General features: G+C 74.0%; 14 protein-coding genes. 10 read left to right on the forward strand and 4 right to left on the reverse strand.

The annotated features are described in order from the left end of the window. Positions 1 to 25: 25 nt before the first annotated feature. The 7 genes from IF89_RS0107750 (at position 26) to IF89_RS0107785 (ending at position 9,361) form a co-directional block, all read left to right on the forward strand. Positions 26 to 2,326, forward strand: coding sequence for an alpha-N-acetylglucosaminidase (locus IF89_RS0107750; RefSeq protein ID WP_078628158.1), 2,301 nt, complete (start codon positions 26 to 28; stop codon positions 2,324 to 2,326). A gap of 207 nt (positions 2,327 to 2,533) precedes the next feature. Further along, entirely contained in the window at positions 2,534 to 2,881 is a 348-nt protein-coding gene (locus IF89_RS0107755) for a hypothetical protein (protein ID WP_199820477.1), read from the forward strand. Next, positions 2,874 to 3,908 (forward strand): polyprenyl synthetase family protein, encoded by a 1,035-nt coding sequence (locus IF89_RS0107760; RefSeq protein WP_030763144.1) that lies wholly within the window; start codon positions 2,874 to 2,876, stop codon positions 3,906 to 3,908. Before IF89_RS0107755 ends, IF89_RS0107760 begins: the two co-directional genes overlap by 8 nt. A gap of 109 nt (positions 3,909 to 4,017) precedes the next feature. Further along, positions 4,018 to 5,205 (forward strand): oxygenase MpaB family protein, encoded by a 1,188-nt coding sequence (locus tag IF89_RS0107765; protein WP_051806876.1) that lies wholly within the window; start codon positions 4,018 to 4,020, stop codon positions 5,203 to 5,205. Positions 5,206 to 5,265: 60 nt separating this feature from the next. Further along, positions 5,266 to 6,855 (forward strand): molybdopterin-dependent oxidoreductase, encoded by a 1,590-nt coding sequence (locus IF89_RS0107770; RefSeq protein WP_051806877.1) that lies wholly within the window; start codon positions 5,266 to 5,268, stop codon positions 6,853 to 6,855. Between the two features lie 145 nt (positions 6,856 to 7,000). Continuing rightward, complete coding sequence (locus IF89_RS37810; protein WP_051806878.1) at positions 7,001 to 8,179, forward strand: serine hydrolase domain-containing protein; 1,179 nt, start codon at positions 7,001 to 7,003, stop codon at positions 8,177 to 8,179. Between the two features lie 273 nt (positions 8,180 to 8,452). Then, positions 8,453 to 9,361: an SDR family oxidoreductase gene (locus IF89_RS0107785; RefSeq protein WP_030763158.1), complete on the forward strand. Its 909-nt coding sequence runs from the start codon at positions 8,453 to 8,455 to the stop codon at positions 9,359 to 9,361. Between the two features lie 31 nt (positions 9,362 to 9,392). On the opposite strand, the gene IF89_RS0107790 is transcribed toward IF89_RS0107785, so the two are convergent. Then, positions 9,393 to 10,154, reverse strand: a complete 762-nt coding sequence (locus tag IF89_RS0107790; RefSeq protein WP_030763161.1) for a TetR/AcrR family transcriptional regulator — start codon at positions 10,152 to 10,154, stop codon at positions 9,393 to 9,395. A 104-nt stretch (positions 10,155 to 10,258) separates the two neighbouring features. On the opposite strand from IF89_RS0107790, the gene IF89_RS0107795 reads away from it, so the two are divergent. Continuing rightward, on the forward strand, positions 10,259 to 12,526 hold the full coding sequence (locus tag IF89_RS0107795) for an ATP-binding cassette domain-containing protein (protein ID WP_030763164.1): 2,268 nt from the start codon (positions 10,259 to 10,261) through the stop codon (positions 12,524 to 12,526). 16 nt (positions 12,527 to 12,542) lie between these two features. Here the strand turns inward: IF89_RS0107795 and IF89_RS0107800 are convergent, their stop codons facing one another. Then, positions 12,543 to 13,619, reverse strand: a complete 1,077-nt coding sequence (locus IF89_RS0107800) for an enoyl-CoA hydratase/isomerase family protein (protein ID WP_051806879.1) — start codon at positions 13,617 to 13,619, stop codon at positions 12,543 to 12,545. A gap of 36 nt (positions 13,620 to 13,655) precedes the next feature. On the opposite strand from IF89_RS0107800, the gene IF89_RS0107805 reads away from it, so the two are divergent. Next, on the forward strand, positions 13,656 to 14,219 hold the full coding sequence (locus tag IF89_RS0107805) for a dihydrofolate reductase family protein (protein WP_030763169.1): 564 nt from the start codon (positions 13,656 to 13,658) through the stop codon (positions 14,217 to 14,219). 18 nt (positions 14,220 to 14,237) lie between these two features. On the opposite strand, the gene IF89_RS0107810 is transcribed toward IF89_RS0107805, so the two are convergent. Continuing rightward, on the reverse strand, positions 14,238 to 14,816 hold the full coding sequence (locus IF89_RS0107810; protein ID WP_030763171.1) for a DUF6434 domain-containing protein: 579 nt from the start codon (positions 14,814 to 14,816) through the stop codon (positions 14,238 to 14,240). A gap of 138 nt (positions 14,817 to 14,954) precedes the next feature. On the opposite strand from IF89_RS0107810, the gene IF89_RS0107815 reads away from it, so the two are divergent. Then, entirely contained in the window at positions 14,955 to 16,964 is a 2,010-nt protein-coding gene (locus tag IF89_RS0107815; RefSeq protein ID WP_030763174.1) for a CASTOR/POLLUX-related putative ion channel, read from the forward strand. A gap of 74 nt (positions 16,965 to 17,038) precedes the next feature. Here the strand turns inward: IF89_RS0107815 and IF89_RS0107820 are convergent, their stop codons facing one another. Then, positions 17,039 to 19,024, reverse strand: coding sequence for a flavin monoamine oxidase family protein (locus IF89_RS0107820; RefSeq protein WP_078628159.1), 1,986 nt, complete (start codon positions 19,022 to 19,024; stop codon positions 17,039 to 17,041). Positions 19,025 to 19,061: the final 37 nt, after the last annotated feature.

Here is a 19,061-nt window from a genome sequence, read left to right on the forward strand (position 1 = left end):
CCCGAGCGAACGGACGAGGAACCCGATGCCACGAAGCGGGCGCCGCCTGCGCGCCACCCGCCCGGCCGCCCTCGCCGCGCTGCCCGCGGCCCTGCTGGCGGTGATCTGCGCGGCACCCGCGCCCGGGGCCACCGGCCCGGGCGCGGGACCGCCGCCCGCGCCTGCCGACGTACGGCCCCTGGAGCAGGCGCACACGCCCGCCGGCGCCCCCCGGGCAGGGGCCTTCGACACCGCGCCCGCGCGGGCCGCCCTGCAGCGGCTGCTCCCCCGGCACGCCGGGCAGTTCACCCTGGTGGCCGACCCTGCCGCCGGCGCGGACACCTTCACGGTGTCCGGGACCGCCGGCGCCGTCACCGTGCGCGGCAGCACCGGTGCCACGCTGCTCACCGGGGTCGGCTGGTACCTCCAGCACGTCGCCGGCGCCGACATCGGCTGGCCGGGCGACAGCATCGGCATGCTGCCCGCCCGGCTGCCGGCCGTACCGCAACCGGTCACCCGCAGCGCGCTGGTCCCGCACCGGTACGCCCTCAACGACACCGACGACGGGTACGCGGGCCCGTACCGCACCTTCGAGGAACACCAGCGGCAGATCGACCTGCTCGCCCTGCACGGCATCAACGAGGTGTTCGTCCAGGTCGGCGCCGAGTACCCGTACTACCGGGCCCTCCAGCGGTTCGGGTACTCCGCCGAGGAGCTGCGCCGCTGGATCCCCGGTCCCGCCCACCAGAGCTGGTGGCTGCTGCAGAACCTCAGCGGCTTCGGCGGCCCCGTCTCCGAGCGCCTGGTGCGCGAACGCGCCGCACTCGGCGGCCGCATCGCCGAGCAGCTGCGCGGACTGGGCATGACCCCGGTGCTGCCCGGCTACTTCGGCACCGTCCCGCCCGGCTTCGCCGCCCGCAACGCGGGGGCCGCCACGGTCGCGCAGGGCGACTGGGCGGGATTCGACCGCCCGGACTGGCTGGACCCCTCCTCGCCGGTCTTCGCGAAGCTCGCCGCCGCCTACTACGCCGAGCAGCGCGCGGTCTTCGGCGACAGCACGATGTACCGGATGAGCCCGCTGCACGAAGGCGGCCTGACCGGCTCCGTCGACGTGGGCGCGGCGGCGGGCGCCATCCAGGGCGCGCTGCACGCCGCCCGTCCGGGCGCCCTGTGGGCCGTGCTGGGCTGGCAGGACGACCCGACGGCGGAGCTGCTGGCCGGGGTGGACACCTCCAAGCTGCTGATCCTGGACGGGCTGTCCGACCGGTACAACCGCCTGGACCGCGAGACCCGTTGGGGTGGCGTACCGTACGCGATGGGCACGATCTACAACTTCGGCGGGCACACGACGATCGGTGCGAACACCTCGGTGTGGCTCGAACGCTTCGGCCCCTGGCGGGCCAAGGGCAACAGCGCCCTGGCGGGGATCGCCTACCTGCCGGAGGCCACCGGCACCAACCCGGCGGCCTTCGACCTCTTCACCGACCTCGCCTGGGACCCCGGCCCGATCGACCAGCGCGCCTGGTTCGCCGGCTTCGCGGCCCGCCGCTACGGCCGCCCCGACGCCGAGGCCGCCGCCGCCTGGGAGGAGTTGCGCAAGGGCCCGTACAGCACCTCCTCGGGCCTGTGGTCGGAGTCCCAGGACAGCCTGTTCAGCGCCCGGCCGAGCCTGACCGCGGCGGGCGCGGCGCACTGGAGTCCCCGGTCCATGCGGTACCAGGCCGCATCCGTCCGCAGGGCGCTGGACCACCTCCTGCGGGTGGATCCGGCGCTGCGCGGCTCCAGCGCCTACCGCTTCGACCTGGTGGACACCGCCCGGCAGGCCCTCGCCAACCACTCCCGGGTCCTGCTGCCGAGGATCAGGGCGGCCTACGAGGCACAGGACCTGGGCCGCTTCCGCGCCCTGACCGGCGAATGGCAGGAGGACATGCGGCTGTTGGACCGGGTGACCGGATCCGACCCGAACCTGCTGCTCGGGACGTGGCTGTCCCGGGCCCGCTCCCGCGGCGCCGACCGGGCCGAGCAGGACCGGTACGAGTACGACGCCCGCTCGCTGCTGAGCGTGTGGGGCCGGCGCAGCACCAGCGAGGGCGGCTTCCTGCACGACTATGCCAACCGGGAATGGAACGGCCTGGTGGCGGAGTTGTACGCCCGCCGGTGGACGGCCTACTTCGCCACCCTCGACGAGGCGCTGGTCGGCAGGACCGCGCCGCGGGAGATCGACTGGCACGCCTTCGAGGAGGAGTGGGCGCGGCGGACCACCCGGCATCCGGACCGGCCGAGCGGGGACCCGCACCGGCTGGCTGCCGCGGTGGCGGCGGCGCTCCCGCCGGCGGCCGCCGGCTGACCTACACCACGGCCGTCGGCGGTGATCGTCCGATGCGGTGACGATCACCCGCCCGAAGGAAAGTCGTCGCTCGTGCGAGGGAGATCCCCGGCCGCGGTTCGTCGCGCCGGGCCCCCGCTCGGTTGACTGGCGCGGACCGACCAGGGGCGGCCACCGGAGGGATCCGGCGGCCGCCCCTTCCGATGCCACCCGGGGAGCGGACCGAAGATGTCCCAGAACGAACACGACCAGACCGCTTACGAGCGCCGACAGGAGCCGCAGCAGGAGCGGCCCGCGGCCGCCGGCTCCGCAGCCGCGTCCCTGGAACTGCTCACGCTGCTCGCCGCCGGAGTGGCCGACCTGGCCCTGGACCAGCTGCGGCACACCGCCGACCGTGCCCAGGACGCGCTGCGCCGCGCCGACCTGCGCGAACTGCTCACGGACGGAGTGGTGGAGCTGCGCAAGCGCGGCGAACTGGCCACCCGGCGGGCGGGCATGGGCGGGGAGAACTACCTCGAGACCATGGCGCGGCGTGCCGCGCAACAGCGCACTCCCGAGGGCCGCCCCTGTGCATGACCACACCGGCTTCAAAGAACGTATCGACGAGGTGCTGGTCCGGCTGGCCGACGAGGAAGAACGCGCCCTGCTCGGGCTGCACACCGAACTGACCCCCCTCTCGGCGCAGTTACGCCGGTCCCTGGCCCGCGGCAAGCGGATCCGGGCGGCGTTCCTGTACTGGGGGTGGCGGGCGGCGGGCCAACCGGACTGCGAGGGGGTGATCCGGGCCGCCGCCGCGATGGAGCTGGTCCACGCGGCGGCGTGCACCCACGACGACATCATCGACGGCAGCCGGATGCGGCACGGGCAGCCCACCGCGCACGCCGCCTTCGCCGCGAACGGTCAGCGCTCCACCGCCCTGGCCATGATCCTCGGCGACCTCCTGATGGGGTACGCCGGCCACGTCTTCACCTCCTGCGGGCTGCCGGGGGCCTACCTGGCCCGGACGGTCCCGCTCTGGTCCACCCTGCTGCGCGAGACGATGGCGGGCGAGTTCCTGGAGGTCCTGCGGACCGGGGCGAAGGCGGACCGGGAACCGCTGGTGGCGGAGTCCTTGGAGGTCGCCCGGTTCAAGACGGCCAAGTACACGGTGGAGCGGCCGCTGCACCTGGGCGCCACCCTCGGCGGCGGCTCCCCCGCCCTGCTGGACGCCTTCTCCGGCTACGGCCTCCCGCTCGGCGAGGCCTTCCAGCTGCGCGACGACCTGCTGGGCACCTTCGGCGACCCCGCGCGGACCGGCAAGTCGAACCTGGACGACCTGCGGGACGCGAAGCCCACGGCGCTGCTCGCGCTGACCGTGGCGGCGGCGGGCACCGACGACCGCCGGCTGCTCGCGAAGCTGGTCGGGAACCCGGAACTGGGCGAGGAGGAAGCCGCGTCGGTCCGCGAGCTGATGGAGCGGTGCGGGGCGAGACAGCAGGTCGAGGACATGATCCGCGAACGCATCGGCCGGGCCGGCGCCGCGCTCGACCTCGCCCCGATGCCCGTGGAGGCCCGGACCGCGCTGGTCGGTCTGGCGGCGACCGCCGCCGACCGCTCCCTGTAAGCCGCGACCGCGTCTGCGCCGCTCCCGCCCCACCCGCCGCCGCAGCGGCGGCATCGCCGGCCCGGCCGGCCGCTCCCGTACACCCGAAGACACGACAAGGACGACCGACGTGAACGCCAACGCCACCCGGACCGCCACGGCGCGCGCCCGCTACGACCACGCCGCGCTCGACGCCCTGAGCACACAGGGCGATCCCCTCGCCGACGAGACCGTCGCCGAGATGTTCCGCCGCAAGGAGGTCGGCGACCTCAACACCCTGATGCGGTTCTTCACCACGACCGGCGACAAGCTCCCGGAGCAGCTTCCGCAGTCCGCGCGCGCCTACTTCGAGGCGACCGCGATGCCTCCCGGCTGGGTGGACTGGGACGTCATGGAGCAGGCCCGGCTGTTCTTCATGGACAACGCCGCCCACATCAACACCGGACTGTCCTTCGCGGCGATGCCCGTGACCTACGCCGTCCCCCGGCTCTCGCGGCTGCTCGCCTCGACGCACTCCATGGCGTACCCGTCCCGCCGGATGGCCAACACCGGCCAGTTCGTCACGTACCTCATGCAGACCAACTCCTTCGCGGAGGGCAGCAAGTTCATCCCGGCCGCGCAGAAGGTGCGGCTGCTGCACGCCGCTGTCCGCCACCACCTGCGGCACGGCGGCCACTGGGACGTCGAGAAGGACGGGGTGCCCATCTGCCAGGAGGACATGATCGGAGGCCAGATCTGCTTCTCGCTGCTGGTTCTCGACGCGATGCACCGGCTCGGCATCCACATGAGCGAAGAGGGCGCGGAAGCCTACTTCTACGCCTGGCGGGTCGTGGGCGCCATGCTCGGCTGCGACATGTCGGCGGTGCCGCAGACCCTCACCGAGGCCCGCGCCTACTGCGACCTCTACCTCCTGCGCAACCTCGGCCCGTCGCCCGAAGGGGTCCGCCTCAATGCCCAGCTGATGCGGATGTACGAGGACGTGGTCCCCGGCACCCTCTTCGACCCGATGGTCCCCGCGACCGTCCGGTTCCTCGTCGGCGACACCATCGGCGACTGGCTGGAGATCCCCCGCACCGCCTGGGACGCGGCGGCCAGGGCGGTTCCGGTGTTCCTCGGTCTGCTGGAGACCATCGAGGACAGCAGCCCGTACGCGGAGTGGGCGCTCGACAAGGCGGGCTCGCTGCTCTCCGGCTTCGAGCTGGCCTCCCTGACCCGGGGCCGGGTGATGCACCACGCCATCCCGGCGGAACTGAAGGGAGACTACGGGGTCAAGCAGCCGCGCACGGGACGGTGGGTGCCACCGGCGCCGGTGCACTGACCGCTGCGGCTCCCCCGTGGCGGGGCCGCACCGCCGCTGGGCCGGAGGCACACTGGCGGTGTGAGGGCAGACCCGGGCGGTTCCGCCAGGCCGCCGCGAGCGCTGGGCGCCGCCTGCGGAATCGTCGCCGCGTTCGCCGGCCTCGCCGTGGCGGAGCCGGTCGCGGCGGTGGTCCGGCCCGAGGCCTCACCCGTGACGGCCGTCGGCGCCGTGGCCGTCGACCTGACGCCGCAGCCCGTCCGGGAGTGGGCGATCGCCGTGTTCGGCACCGCCGACAAGGCGGTGCTGACGGTCGGGATCCTCGCCGTCCTCGCTGCGGTCGCCGCCGGGGCCGGGCTGCTCGCCGTACGCCGCCCGCCCGCCGGGATCGCGGTCGCGGGGGGTTTCGGACTGCTGGGGGCCGCGGCCGCGCTCGGCCGGCCGCAGGGGTCGTGGCAGGACGCGCTGCCCTCGCTGGCCGGCGGACTGGCTGCGGCCGGAGCGCTGGCGCTGCTGGCCGCCGCGGCCCGGCGGCCCCGGCCGGCCCGGGCGCCGGCCGGCGGTGCCTGGGCGCTGAACCGGCGCGGCTTCGGCCGGCTGGTTCTCGGCGTGCTGGCGGTGTCGTCCGCGGCCGGGCTCGCCGGACGGCGCCTGGGCGCGCACGGCTCGGCCGGAGCGACCGCTTCCAGGGCCGGGCTGGTCCTGCCCCCGCCCGCGGTGCCCGCCCCGCCGGTGCCGGCCGGTGCGGATCTGCGGGTCCCGGGGCTCCCGTCCTTCCTCACCTCCGCGCGGGACTTCTACCGGGTGGACACCGCCCTGGTCGTGCCCCGTACGGACGCCGGCAGCTGGCGGCTGCGCATCCACGGTGAGGGGGTTGCGCGCCCCCTCTCCCTCGGCCTGGGCGAGCTGCTCGCCCGGCCGCTGGTCCAGCACGACATCACCCTGTGCTGCGTGTCGAACGAGGTCGGGGGCCCGTACGCGGGCAACGCCCGCTGGCTCGGCGTACCGCTGGCGGACCTGCTCCGCGAAGCCGGGGTGCGACCCCCGTCCCGGGGCGGACCGGCTGACCAGCTCGTGGCGCGCTCCATCGACGGCATGACGCTGGGCACGCCCGTCGAGACGGTGATGGACGGCCGGGCGGCGCTGCTGGCCGTGGGCATGAACGGCGAACCGCTGCCCTTCGCGCACGGCTTTCCCGTCCGGATGGTCGTACCGGGCCTGTACGGATACGTCTCCGCCTGCAAGTGGCTGACCGAGCTGCGGCTGACGACCTTCGCCGCGTACGACGCCTACTGGGTGCGCCGCGGCTGGGCGCGGCAGGCACCCGTCAAGACGCAGTCGAGGATCGACACCCCGCGGCCGTACGCGGCCCTGCGGCCCGGCAGGGTGGCGGTTGCGGGTGTGGCGTGGGCGCAGCACCGGGGGATCCGGCGGGTCGAGGTGCGGGTGGACGGCGGCCCCTGGCAGCAGGCGCGGCTCGGGGCCGCGGACGGCGTGGACACGTGGCGGCAGTGGGTGTGGCCGTGGGAGGCGTCGGCCGGGCCGCACATGCTGGAGGTCCGTGCGACGGACGGGACGGGTGCCGTGCAGACGGAGGTCCGTTCGGGGACCGTGCCGGACGGTGCGACCGGCCTGCACCGGGTGCGGGTGCAGGTCCGGGCACTGGGCTGATCGCGACGGACGGGTGCCGGTGTCCGGGTCACCCGGCCGACGGCGCCCGCGTGCGGGGGCTCCCGCCGCATGGTTAGCCTGCCGGGACGGGGCCTGCCCGTGCGAGGCGGGGGACCTTCGCCTTCGACCCGCGGGGAGGCACGGCGTGCGACACTCCAGGACCTTCGCCCTCACCTGGCTGGGCGGCCTGATGCTGGCCGCCTCCCTGGCGGGCGGCGCCGCCGCCGGCGTCGCCGGGAGCACCGCCCGGCAGTGCCCGGCGGGCCAGGTCTCCCGCGGCGGCACCTGCCTGCCGGGCGACTCCGAGGAGTTCGTCGCCCGGCAGGTCGCGGACGCCCTGGGCACGTACAAGCTGACGGCGGCCATGGCCGGCGTGTGGGTCGACGGGGAGCGGGTGTCGACGGCGGCGGCCGGGGAGACGATGACGGGCTACCCCGCGACGGCGGACATGCGGTTCCGCATCGGCTCGGTCGCCATCCCCTACATGACGACCGAACTGCTCAAGCTGGTCGACGAGGGCAGGGTCACGCTCGACGACAAGCTCTCCCGTTGGCGTCCGGACCTCCCGCACGCGGGCGACATCACCCTGCGGATGCTGGCGTCCGCGTCCTCCGGCTACGCGGACTACGTCACGGACAAGGGCTTCATCGCCGAGCTGTACAAGAACCCCTTCCGGCGCTGGACCGGGGAGGAGCTCGTGCGGATCGCGATGGCCCGGCCGATGGCCCGGCCGCCCGGTTCGGGCTTCGCCTACTCGCACGCCAACTGGGTGCTGCTGGGCGACATCATCTCCCGGGTGGAACAGCGGCCCCTGGGGGAGGTGATGCGCGAAAACGTCCTCGAACCGATGGGCCTCACCCGGACCGACATCTCGTCCGGTGCCGAGATCCCCGCCCCGGTGCTGCACGCCTTCGACAACGAGCGGGGCGTGTTCGAGGACTCCACCTACTGGGATCCGTCGTGGACGGTGGCCGAGGGCGCGGTGATGACCGGCACGCTGGAGGACATGGCGAAGTCCTTCGCGGCGATCGGCGAGGGGAAGCTGCTGACGCCCGAGTCGCATGCGGCGCAGCTCGCGCCCGTCGTCAGGGTCAAGGGGAACGCCTGGTTCGCCCTGGGGCTGCCCGTGGAGAACACCTGGATCGTGCAGAACCCGTCCTTCGCGGGCTATGCGGGCACGGTCGCCTGCCTGCCGTCCAGGAAGCTCGCCATCGCGACGGTGGCGACCCAGGGCCGCGGCAGCACCGTGCAGAACGCCAGCTCGAACGTCCTCGCGGCCATCGCCGCGCACCTGGCCCCGGAACGCCCCCTCGACCTGGGCTGAGGGGGGCGGCGGGGACCAGGGTCGGCGGCGGTGCGGGCGGGCCGGCCGGGCCCCGACACCGCTGCCGATGGAGCCGCCCACGCCGGTGCGGGAGGTCGGTCTCCGGGACTGCGGACGGCACAGGCGCCGGCCCGGTTCGGTGCTTCCCTGCTGTTCGGGGCGGCCTGGACGGTGTGCGGGCCGGGCGGGGCGGCGGGCGGCCTGCTGCTGTCGCCGGCGGTGGTCGCCGTGTCCGGTGCCGTCCGGACGGACCGGCGGTCGTAGGGTCGGCCCATGACGCTCGAAGGCAAGGTGGCTCTGGTCGCTGGGGCGACACGGGGGGCGGGCCGCGGCATCGCGGTCCAGTTGGGGGCGCAGGGCGCGACCGTGTACGTGTCGGGGCGCAGTACGCGCGGCCGGCGTTCGGAGTACGACCGGCCCGAGACGATCGAGGAGACCGCCGAACTGGTCACCGCGGCGGGCGGCCGGGGCGTCCCGGTGGTCGCCGACCACCTGGTGCCGGCGGAGGTGGCGGCGCTGGTCGGGCGGATCGACGCGGAGCAGGGCCGGCTCGACGTCCTGGTGAACGACGTCTGGGGCGGGGAGCTGCTCTTCGAGTGGGACAGCACCGTCTGGGAGCACGATCTGGACAAGGGGCTGCGCCTGCTGCGGCTGGCGGTGGAGACGCACGCCGTCACGAGCCATTTCGCGGTGCCGCTGCTGCTGCGCGCGCCGGGCGGTCTGGTGGTGGAGATGACGGACGGCACGGCCGACTACAACGCGACCCGCTACCGGGTCTCCTTCTTCTACGACATCGCCAAGTCCGCCGTGCTGCGGATGGCCTTCGCGCTCGGCCACGAGCTGGGTCCGCGCGGGGCGACGGCGGTGGCGCTGACGCCGGGCTGGCTGCGTTCGGAGATGATGCTCGACGCCTTCGGCGTGACGGAGGAGACCTGGCGGGACGCGCTGCCGCGGGTCCCGCACTTCGCGATCTCCGAGACCCCGGCCTACGTGGGCCGGGCGGTCGCGGCCCTCGCCGCCGATCCGGAGGTCTCCCGCTGGAACGGGCAGTCCCTCTCCAGCGGCGGGCTGGCGCAGGTCTACGGATTCACGGACCTGGACGGGAGCCGTCCCGACGCCTGGCGCTACCTGGTGGAGGTCCAGGACCCGGGCCTCCCGGCGGACACCACCGGCTACCGGTAGGGAGGCCGTGCCGGGCGGGGTCGGTCGGCGGTCACGGCGTGCCCCGCGGGGCGATGCGGCGGGCCAGTCCGTCGAGGACGCACCGGAGGCCGAAGGCCCAGATCGTCTCGGGGTGGTAGCCGCCGACCGCGCTGCCGACGCGGCCGGCGAGGGGGTAGCGGCCGGGGTCCAGGACGCGGTCCAGGAACGGGGCGCTGACGGCCCACCAGTCCTCCTGGCTCTGCCGGCTGTTGTGGTCGGCGTCGTCGGCCGCGGCCAGGGCGTTGGCGTGGACGAAGCCCAGCAGGTGGGTCAGGGCGGCGTCCATCTCGGTGTCGCTGAGCCCGATGCCCTCGAAGGCCGCCAGCTCGTACTCGTACTTCCCGATCACCCCGGGCCCCAGCGGCGGGCGGGTGACGGCCAGGTCCGCGATCCAGGGGTGGCGGACCATCAGGTCCCGGTTGTCCTCGGCGACCCGGGCGACACGGACCCGCCAGGGCTCCTGCGGGTCGGCCGGGCGGCGTTCCATGCGGAGGTACGCGTCGTCGAGCATCAGGTCGAGCAGCTCGGCCTTGCCGGGGACGTACGTGTAGACGGTCATGGGCGTCACCCCGAGCCGCTGCGCCAGCGCGCGCATGGTCAGCGCGGCCAGCCCCTCCTCGTCGGCGAGCGCGGTCGCGGCCCGGACCACGGCGTCCACGCTGAGGCCCTGCCGCGGGCCGCGCCGGCCCGGCCGAGGCGGCTGCCCCGGCTCGCGCCACAGCAGTGCCAGCGTACGGACGGGGTCTCCTGCCCCGCTCCGGTCCTTCCCCATGCCGCGGCCTCCGAGCCTGCGTGATTTCGCTACATCGTACAGAGTACAGCGTATAGAGTAACTGGCGCAGAGAGCAGGCCGAAGCCCCGCACCCGAGGAGTTCCGTGCACATCGCCGCAGACAACCACCAGGTCATCCAGGTCCGGGGAGCCCGCGAGAACAACCTCGCCGACATCTCGCTGGACATACCCAAGCGCCGGCTGACGGTCTTCACCGGTGTCTCCGGCTCGGGGAAGTCCTCCCTCGTCTTCGGCACCATCGCCGCCGAGTCGCAGCGCATGATCAACGAGACGTACACCGCCTTCGTCCAGTCGTTCATGCCGAGCCTGGGCCGGCCGGACGTGGACGGGCTGCACAACCTGAGCGCCGCCATCGTGGTCGACCAGGAGCGGATGGGCGCGGGTTCCCGCTCCACCGTGGGCACCGCCACCGACGCCTACACCATGCTGCGGATCGTCTACTCGCGCGTCGGCACGCCCCACATCGGCACCTCCAGCGCGTTCAGCTTCAACAACCCCGAGGGGATGTGCCCGCGCTGCGAGGGCGTCGGCGAGGTCTCCGACATCGACGTGGACCAGCTGGTCGACCGCGAACTCTCGCTCAACGAGGGCGCGATCACGGTGCCCGGCTTCGCCGTGGACTCCTGGTACTGGCAGAACATGGCGAACTCCGGCTTCTACTCACCCGACACCAGGCTCAAGGACTTCACCGAGCAGGAGTGGGCCGACTTCCTCCACAAGGGTCCGGTGAAGGTGAAGTCGGGGTCCAACGGCTTCACCTACGAGGGCCTGATCACGAAGGTCACCCGGCTCCACCTGGCCAAGGACCGCGAGTCCATGCAGCCCCACATCCGGGCCTTCGTGGACCGCGCGGTGATCTTCACCGCCTGTCCGGACTGCGGCGGCACCCGCCTGTCGGCGGCGGCCCTGTCCTCGCGCATCCACGGGGTGAACATCGCCGAGTGCGCGTCGATGCAGATCAGCGAACTGGCCGGCTTCGTACGCCGGATCGACAACCCCGGCGTGGCCCCGATGCTGGCCAACCTCCGGGGCCTGCTGGACTCCCTCGTCGAGATCGGCCTGGGCTACCTCACCCTCGACCGCCCTTCGGGCACGCTGTCGGGCGGAGAGGCGCAGCGCGTGAAGATGGTGCGGCACCTGGGCTCGTCCCTCACGGACGTCACGTACGTCTTCGACGAGCCCACCACGGGCCTGCACCCGCACGACATCCAACGCATGAACGACCTGCTGCTCCGGCTGCGCGACAAGGGCAACACCGTGCTGGTCGTGGAGCACAAGCCGGAGGTCATCGCCATCGCCGACCACGTCGTCGACCTCGGTCCCGGGGCGGGCACGGCGGGCGGGCAGCTCTGCTACAGCGGGGACGTGGCCGGGCTGCGCACCTCCGAGACCCTCACCGGGCGCCACCTCGGCCACCGGGCGCGGCTGCGGGAGTCGGTGCGCACCCCGCGCGGCCACCTGTCGGTGAAGGACGCCGACCTGCACAACCTGAAGGACGTCTGCGTGGACGTGCCGCTCGGCGTGCTCACGGTGGTGACCGGGGTCGCCGGGTCCGGTAAGAGCTCGCTGATCCACGGCTACCTGGCCGGGCGGGAGGGGGTCGTGGTCGCCGACCAGTCGCCGATCCGTGGTTCACGCCGGTCCAACCCGGCCACCTACACCGGGCTGCTGGGGCCGATCCGGACGGCCTTCGCCAAGGCCAACGGCGTCAAGGCCGCCCTGTTCAGCGCCAATTCGGAGGGCGCCTGCTCGAAGTGCAACGGCCTCGGCCTCGTCTACACGGACCTGGCGATGATGGCCGGGGTGGCCACGGTGTGCGAGGAGTGCGAGGGCAAGCGGTTCACCCCCGAAGTGCTGACGTACCGGCTGCGCGGCAAGAACATCAGCGAGGTGCTGAACATGTCGGTGGCGGAGGCGCACGAGTTCTTCACCACCGGCCAGGCCCGGGCCGTCCTGGGGCGGCTGGTCGACGTCGGCCTCTCCTACGTACGGCTCGGCCAGCCGCTGAACACCCTGTCGGGCGGCGAGCGCCAGCGGCTGAAGCTCGCGATCAGCATGGCCGAGAAGTCCTCGACGTACATCCTCGACGAACCGACGACCGGGCTGCACATGGCCGACGTGGACAAGCTGCTGGCCCTGCTGGACCGGCTCGTCGACGACGGCAACTCCGTGATCGTCATCGAACACCACCAGGCGGTGATGGCGCACGCCGACTGGCTGATCGACATCGGCCCCGGCGGCGGGCACGCGGGCGGCCGGGTCGTCTTCGAGGGCACCCCGGCGGCCCTGGTGGCCGGGGCGGACACGCTGACCGCCCGTCACCTGCGCGCCTACGTGGGCGCGGACGCCTGACGCTGCCGCCCGACACCTACTGGGGCAGGCGCAGTTCGCGGTCCTCGCCGAGCGGGGCGAAGAACCGTTCCACATCCGCTTCCGTGACGTCGGCCAGGGTCGGCGGGGACCAGCGCGGGGTGCGGTCCTTGTCGACGACCTGGGCCCGGATGCCCTCCACGAGGTCGGGCGCGGTCAGGGCGTTGCAGGAGACGCGGAACTCCTGGGCCAGCGCCTGCTCCAGGGTGTCCAGGGCCCCGGCCCGGCGGACGGCGGCGAGGGTGGCCTTGAGCGCGGTCGGGGACTTGGCGAGGATCGTCTCGGCGGCCTCCTTCGCCGCCGGATCGCCGTGGCCGAGCAGCCGCTCGACGATCTCCTCGACCGTGCCGGCCGCGTAGCAGTGGTCGATCCAGGGCCGCGCACCGTCGAGGACCCCGGGGGCGGGCGTGGCGGCGTACCGCGGCAGTACCTCGCCGGCGGGGGCGGCGGCGAGCGCGGCGGTCAGCTCCGGGAGGAGGCCGGCGGGCACGAAGTGGTCGGCGAGCCCGCAGAGCAGGGCGTCCGCGGCGCCGACGGCGCTGCCGGTGAGGGCGAGGTGGGTGCCGAGCAGGCCGGGGGCGCGGGCGAGGAGCCAGGTCCCGCCCACGTCCGGGACGAAGCCGATGCCCGTCTCCGGCATGGCGACGCGGGAGCCCTCGGTGACGACGCGGACGCTGCCGTGGGCGGAGACGCCGACACCGCCGCCCATGACGATGCCGTCCATGAGCGCGACGTACGGCTTGGGGTAGCGGGCGATGCGGGCGTTGAGCCGGTACTCGTCGCGCCAGAAGCCGGCCGAGGCGGTGCCGCCGGCCCTGGCGTCGTCGTGGATGGCCCGGATGTCACCTCCCGCGCACAGCCCGCGCCCACCGGCCCCGCGGATCAGGACCTGGCCCACGGCCGGGTCGTCCGCCCAGGCGTCGAGGGCTCCGGCGACCCGCAGCACCATCGGGTGGGTGAGGGCGTTGAGGGCCCGTGGGCGGTTGAGGGTGACCACGCCGGTCCGCCCCTCGACGTGGAGCAGGACGGTGTCGTCGTACGGGGCGCCGGTCTCGGTCTCGCGTTCGGTCTTCACGGTGATCAGTATGTCGGCGGCGTAGGGTGGGGCGGTATGCGGAAGATCATCCTCATGAGCACGGTGTCCCTGGACGGCTACATCGAGGGCCCCGAGCGGCAGATCGACTGGCACGTCGTCGACGACGAACTGCACCAGTACCTCAATGACGAGCTGCGCCGGATGGGCGGTTTCCTGTCCGGCCGCGTGACGCACGAGCTGATGGCCGACTACTGGCCCACGGCCGACGCGGACCCGGCGAGCAGCGGCCCCGAGGTCGAGTTCGCCGAGATCTGGCGCTCCATGCCGAAGTTCGTCTACTCGCGGACCCTGGAACACGCCGACTGGAACACCACCGTCGTGCGGGACGTCGTGCCGGAGGAGGTCGCCGCGCTCAAGGCGGAGCCCGGGGGCGACCTCGCGCTGGGCGGCGCGGACCTGGCCGCCTCGTTCCTGCGCCACGACCTGGTGGACGGCTACCGGATCCTGGTGCACCCGGTGCGCATCGGCCGCGGCAAGCCCCTCTTCCCCCCGGCCGACAGCGGCGTGGTGCCGCTGCGCCTGGAGAGCAGCCGCACCTTCGGCAACGGGGTCGTCGAGCTGCGCTACGGGCGGGCGTAGGTCCCCTCTTCCTCTCGCTCAGTCGCGGGGACGGGCACGGTGCGCCCGCCAGGCGGCCAGGGCTTCGGTACGGGCCACGCCGGGGTGGCGGACGTGCCAGTCGCGCAGGAAGCGGTTGAACTCGAACTGAGGCCCGACGTCCTGGGGTTCGGCCGCGCGGACCCGGGTCGCGTGCCAGTGCTCGACGGCCTCGGCGAGGGTGTGCCCCGCGTGCCCGGCGACGTACTCCCGCATGAAGGCGTCGAAGTGGAAGCCGGGGCCGATCTCCCGCACGAAGTACTCCCGCAGCACCTGGCTGCACCGCTGGCCCGGCGGGATCACCGTCGTCCCGTCGACGGGGGCGGCGAGCTGCCGCCCCGCGCGCCGGGGCGCGGCGGGCACCGCGGCCCCGGCGGCGGATGCCTGCTCGGGCTCGGGCAGGCCGTCGAGAGCGGCGGCGAGCCGGGCGGTGACGGCCGCCTTCCCGCCGCGGACGGGCACCCCCATCCGCCGGGCGAGCGCGCCCAGTTCGGCGAGGGTCCAGTACCAGCGCAGCAGCTCCGCACCGGTCAGCGCCGTCGACAGGAGGGGACGCACCTCCTCCGCATTCGTACTCACGTTCGCATCATAGGGGCTTCGGCAGGATCCTCCCGCGCATCGGCCGGGTGACCACCACCGTTGAGGTCCTCGCGGCGCCGCGGCCGTAACCCCCGGGCGTGCGGCGGGTTAGCAGCGCGGGAGACGAGGGAGTACGCCATGGCACAGCAGCACACCACATCCCTGCGGCTGCGCCTGCGGTACCGGTTCGACAACGTGGTGGCGGGGGGAACCGCCCCGCTCATCGGGTGGCTGGCGCTGGCCTGCCTGGCCGTCGTGGTCCCGGCGAGCGTCGTCCTCGTCTGGGCGGACCGGGCGGCGCCCCGGGCCCTGCCCGCCCGTCTCACAGCCGTCTGGGTCAGTGTCGGCCAGACCCTGAAGCTCGGGGGTGCGGTCGGCTCCCCCGTCTACGTACTGGCCTCGGTGACGCTCGCCCTGGTGGCCCTGCTGTTCGTCTCGACGCTGGTCAGTCTGATCACCACCGGCATCGGCCAGCGCATCCAGTCCCTGCGGCGCGGGCGGTCCACGGTCCTGGAGGCCGGGCACACCGTGGTCCTGGGCTGGTCCGACCAGATCCTCCCGGTGGTCGCCGAACTCGTCGCCGCCCACGCCAACCAGCGCCGGTCCGCGATCGCCGTGCTCGCCCCGAAGGACAAGGTCGACATGGAGGACGAGATCTCCACCGGCCTCCTCGCCGCCGGGACTCGTACCCGCCACGGCGGCACGGGGGCCCGTCCCGGCGTCCGCACGAGGCCGGGCGCCACCCGGATCATCTGCCGCAGCGGCACCACCACCGACCCGGCCGTGCTGGCCCGGATGAACCCCCGGGCGTCGAAGGCGGTCCTCGTCCTGCCCTCCGACGGGGACGCGGGCGACGCGCACGCGGTGAAGACCCTGCTCGCCCTCGACGCCGTCCTCCCCCGCCCGCGCACCGCGGTGGTGGTCGCCGCCGTCCGCGACGCCCGCAGCCACCTCACGGCCAGGCTGGCGGCCGGGCCCGGCGGACACGTGCTGTGCGCCGACGAGATCATCGCCCGGCTCCTCGTCCAGACTGCCCGCCAGCCCGGGCTGTCCCTGGTCTACCAGGAGTTGCTCGACTTCGACGGCGACGAGTTCTACACCGCCGCGGCGCGGGGGCTCACCGGACGCACCTTCGGCGAGGCCCTGCTGGCCTTCACCACGTCCTCGGTGGTCGGCCTGCTGCACGCCGACGGCCGCGTCGCGCTCCGTCCGGACACGGCCACGGAGATCGGCGCGGACGACCGGATCGTCCTGATCTCCGAGGACGACGACACGGCCGTGCCGGAACCGGCCGGTCCCTGGGTCGAGGAGGAGGCGATCGTCACCGCCCGCCCCCGCTCCCGCTACGCCGAGCGGCTCCTGCTCCTCGGCTGGAACCGGCGGGCCCCGCTCGTCGTCGAGCAGCTCGACGAGTTCGTCAGCCCCGGCACGGTCCTGGACGTCGTGGCGCTGGGCGACGAGGTGACGCGACGGACCGCCGCCGAGGTGGCGGCGGGCCGCTGTCGGCTCGACGTCTCCTTCCACGGAGGTGACATCACCGACCCGGAGGTCCTCGCGAAGCTGGACGTGCCCGCGTACGACAGCGTGATCGTCATCGGCGAGGCGGACCGCGGGGCCACCGCGCCGGCTCCGGCCGCGGGCCCCGACGCGGCCCCGTCCGGCGCCGCTCCCGGGCCGGGGAGCGGCAGCGACGACAACACCCTGGTGACGCTGCTGCACCTGCGGGCGATCGGGGAGGCGGCGGGGTGCGAACTCCCGCTGACCACCGAGATGTCCGACGACGGCAACCGCCTGCTCGCCCCCACCCGCGCCGGCGCCGACTTCATCGTCAGCAGCCGCCTGATCAGCCTGCTGATGACGCAGATCTCGGAGAGCGGATATCTGGCCCAGGTCTTCGAGGAGTTGTTCCGGGCCGAGGGGAGCGAATTCCATCTGCGGCCGGCGGCGGACTACGTCCGCACCGACCGGGACGTGGCGTTCGCCACGGTGGTCGAGTCGGCGCGCCGCCGCCGCGAGTGCGCGGTGGGCTACCGGCTGCGCGCGCAGACCGCGACGGCTCCCGCCTACGGCGTCCGGCTCAATCCGGACAAGCGGCAGCGGGTCCGCTTCGGCGAGCAGGACTGGGTGATCGTGCTCGCCGAGAACTGAGGCGGCGGACCGGAGCGGGCCGGCGGCCGGGTGCCGCCCGGCCGCCACTGCGGCCCGGCGTCGCCGCCCGCCGCTCACACGGACGTGTGGACCTCCAGGGCGGTGCGCACCGCGGATTCCAGCGCGCCCTCGATCCAGGCCGGCTTGACGGAGGTGTGGCAGCCGGCGAAGTGCAGGTTCCCCTCCGCCCCGCGTACGTGCGGCAGGAGCTCGGTGTGCTGGCCGGGGAGCAGGACGGAGGCCTCGCCGTAGGCGTAGGGGTCGCGCATCCAGGACTGGGTGCGGCCGACGCCGGTGTAGAAGACCTCGATCCGCTGCCCGAACACCTCTTGGACGCCGGCCAGGGCGCGGGGGTAGCGCTCGTCGTCGTCCAGGGAGTCCCACTTCAGGGCGTCGTCGGCCCAGCTGTAGGAGGCGAGCACCACCCCGCCGCGGCTGCCCTCGACGGGGTGGGAGGGCTGGAACATGAAGCGGTTGGGGTTGTCGGTGGCCGAGCCGCCCCCGATGGTCCCGGCGGCCTCCGGCTGGTCGCGGGTGAGGCTGCGGCAGGCCGCGTAGTGGGTGCGCTGCGCGCCGGAGATGCCGCCGCGCGGCACGGACGGGTGGGCGCCCAGCAGGGCGCCGTCCTCCGGCGTGCGTCCGAGCTGGTACGCGCGGTACAGCCCGGGCCGCACGGCTTCCAGCTCGCGCTTCCAGTCGGCTTCGTCGAACTCCCACCAGCGGCGGCTGAACTCCAGCAGCACCTTCGTGGCCGCGTCGTAGTGCAGCTCGGTGATCGCGCGCCGCTTGCCGTAGGAGAGCGGCGGGGTGACCGGGATGTGGCGCAGACCGGAGAAGGGGACGGTGATGATCGCGGTGTCGCCGGTGAAGGACTCGCGCTCCACGGGGCGGCCGCCGCGGCCCTCGGAGACGGTGTCGACGGTGACCCCGCCCTCCCCGTGGGTGATCCGGGTGGCACGCCGGTCGAGGCGCACGATGTCCCGGACCCGGGCGTAGAGCGCGTCGGCCAGGGTGGCGGTGCCGCCGGGGAGTTCGAAGAAGGCGGTGTCGGGGCTGATGAGCGAGGCCCCGATGAAGCTGTGGACGAAGGCGAGGTGCAGGCGGGAGGTGAGGTTCTCGACCGTTCCGATCAGGTCGATGGTGCGGTCGTCCAGCTTCGCCTCCTCGGTGAGGTAGCGGTACATCGACATGTGGCCGTAGCGCTGGATGATGCGGGCCCACCCTTCGACGAGCGCCCTGTCCTTCTTGCCGTCGATCTCCTTGCGGGCGGGAGCGAGGGCGTTGCGCACGATCTGCGCGGCGGGCACGCCCTCGTGGGCGGCGGGCACCCCGAAGGAGCGGTTGAGTGCCTGCGGGGCGCGCGCGTAGTCGCCGCGGCGGACGCGGACGCCGTTGACGTGGATCCAGGTGCGGTGGGCCGGGCTGCCGGAGCCGTCGACGTCGACGAGGTGGAAGCGCCTGCGTGCGAGGCCGAGGCTGTCGATGAGGCCGGTGACCAGGGGGTGGCTGTCGGGGATGCGCATGGCACCGGCCTCGGCGTACTGCTGGGGGTCGGTGAAGGGCGCGGGGGACTTCTCGTGCCCGCCGGTGCGGAAGGTCTTGATCCGGCCGCCGACGCGGTTGCCGTTGGCCTCGATGACGGTGACCCGGTGCCCGGCCTCGCGCAGCAGGTGGGCGGCGGTCAGGCCGGCCGGCCCGGCGCCGACGACCAGCACCTTCCTGCGCGGCGTGCGGGAGCGCGGCAGGCCGCTGCGCAGCAGGACGTCCGCGTAGCCGGGTACGAGGGGCCGGTCGTCCTCGTCCCGTACGAGGACGGCCCGGGCGACGGTGAGGCAGGTCTCCCAGTCGGGTCGGGCGGAGCCGGACGGGGCCTGCGAGGCCCCGGCGGGGGGTGCGGTGGCGCCGTTGAGCGCCCCGGCTCCGGCGACCGCGGCGGCGCCGGTGACGGCGGCGGCCCCGGTGATGACAGTACGCCGCGAGGGCCGGCGGGCGGCGTCCGCAGGGGGGCCGTCCGCCGGGTCGGGGGTGGCGTCCGGCGTGGAGGAAGACTCGGTGATCATGAACCAACTCTTCCGGTCCGCCGGGCGCCTTGATCAC

The organism is Streptomyces sp. NRRL F-2664, from assembly GCF_000719345.1.
Taxonomy (GTDB): Bacteria; Actinomycetota; Actinomycetes; order Streptomycetales; family Streptomycetaceae; genus Streptomyces.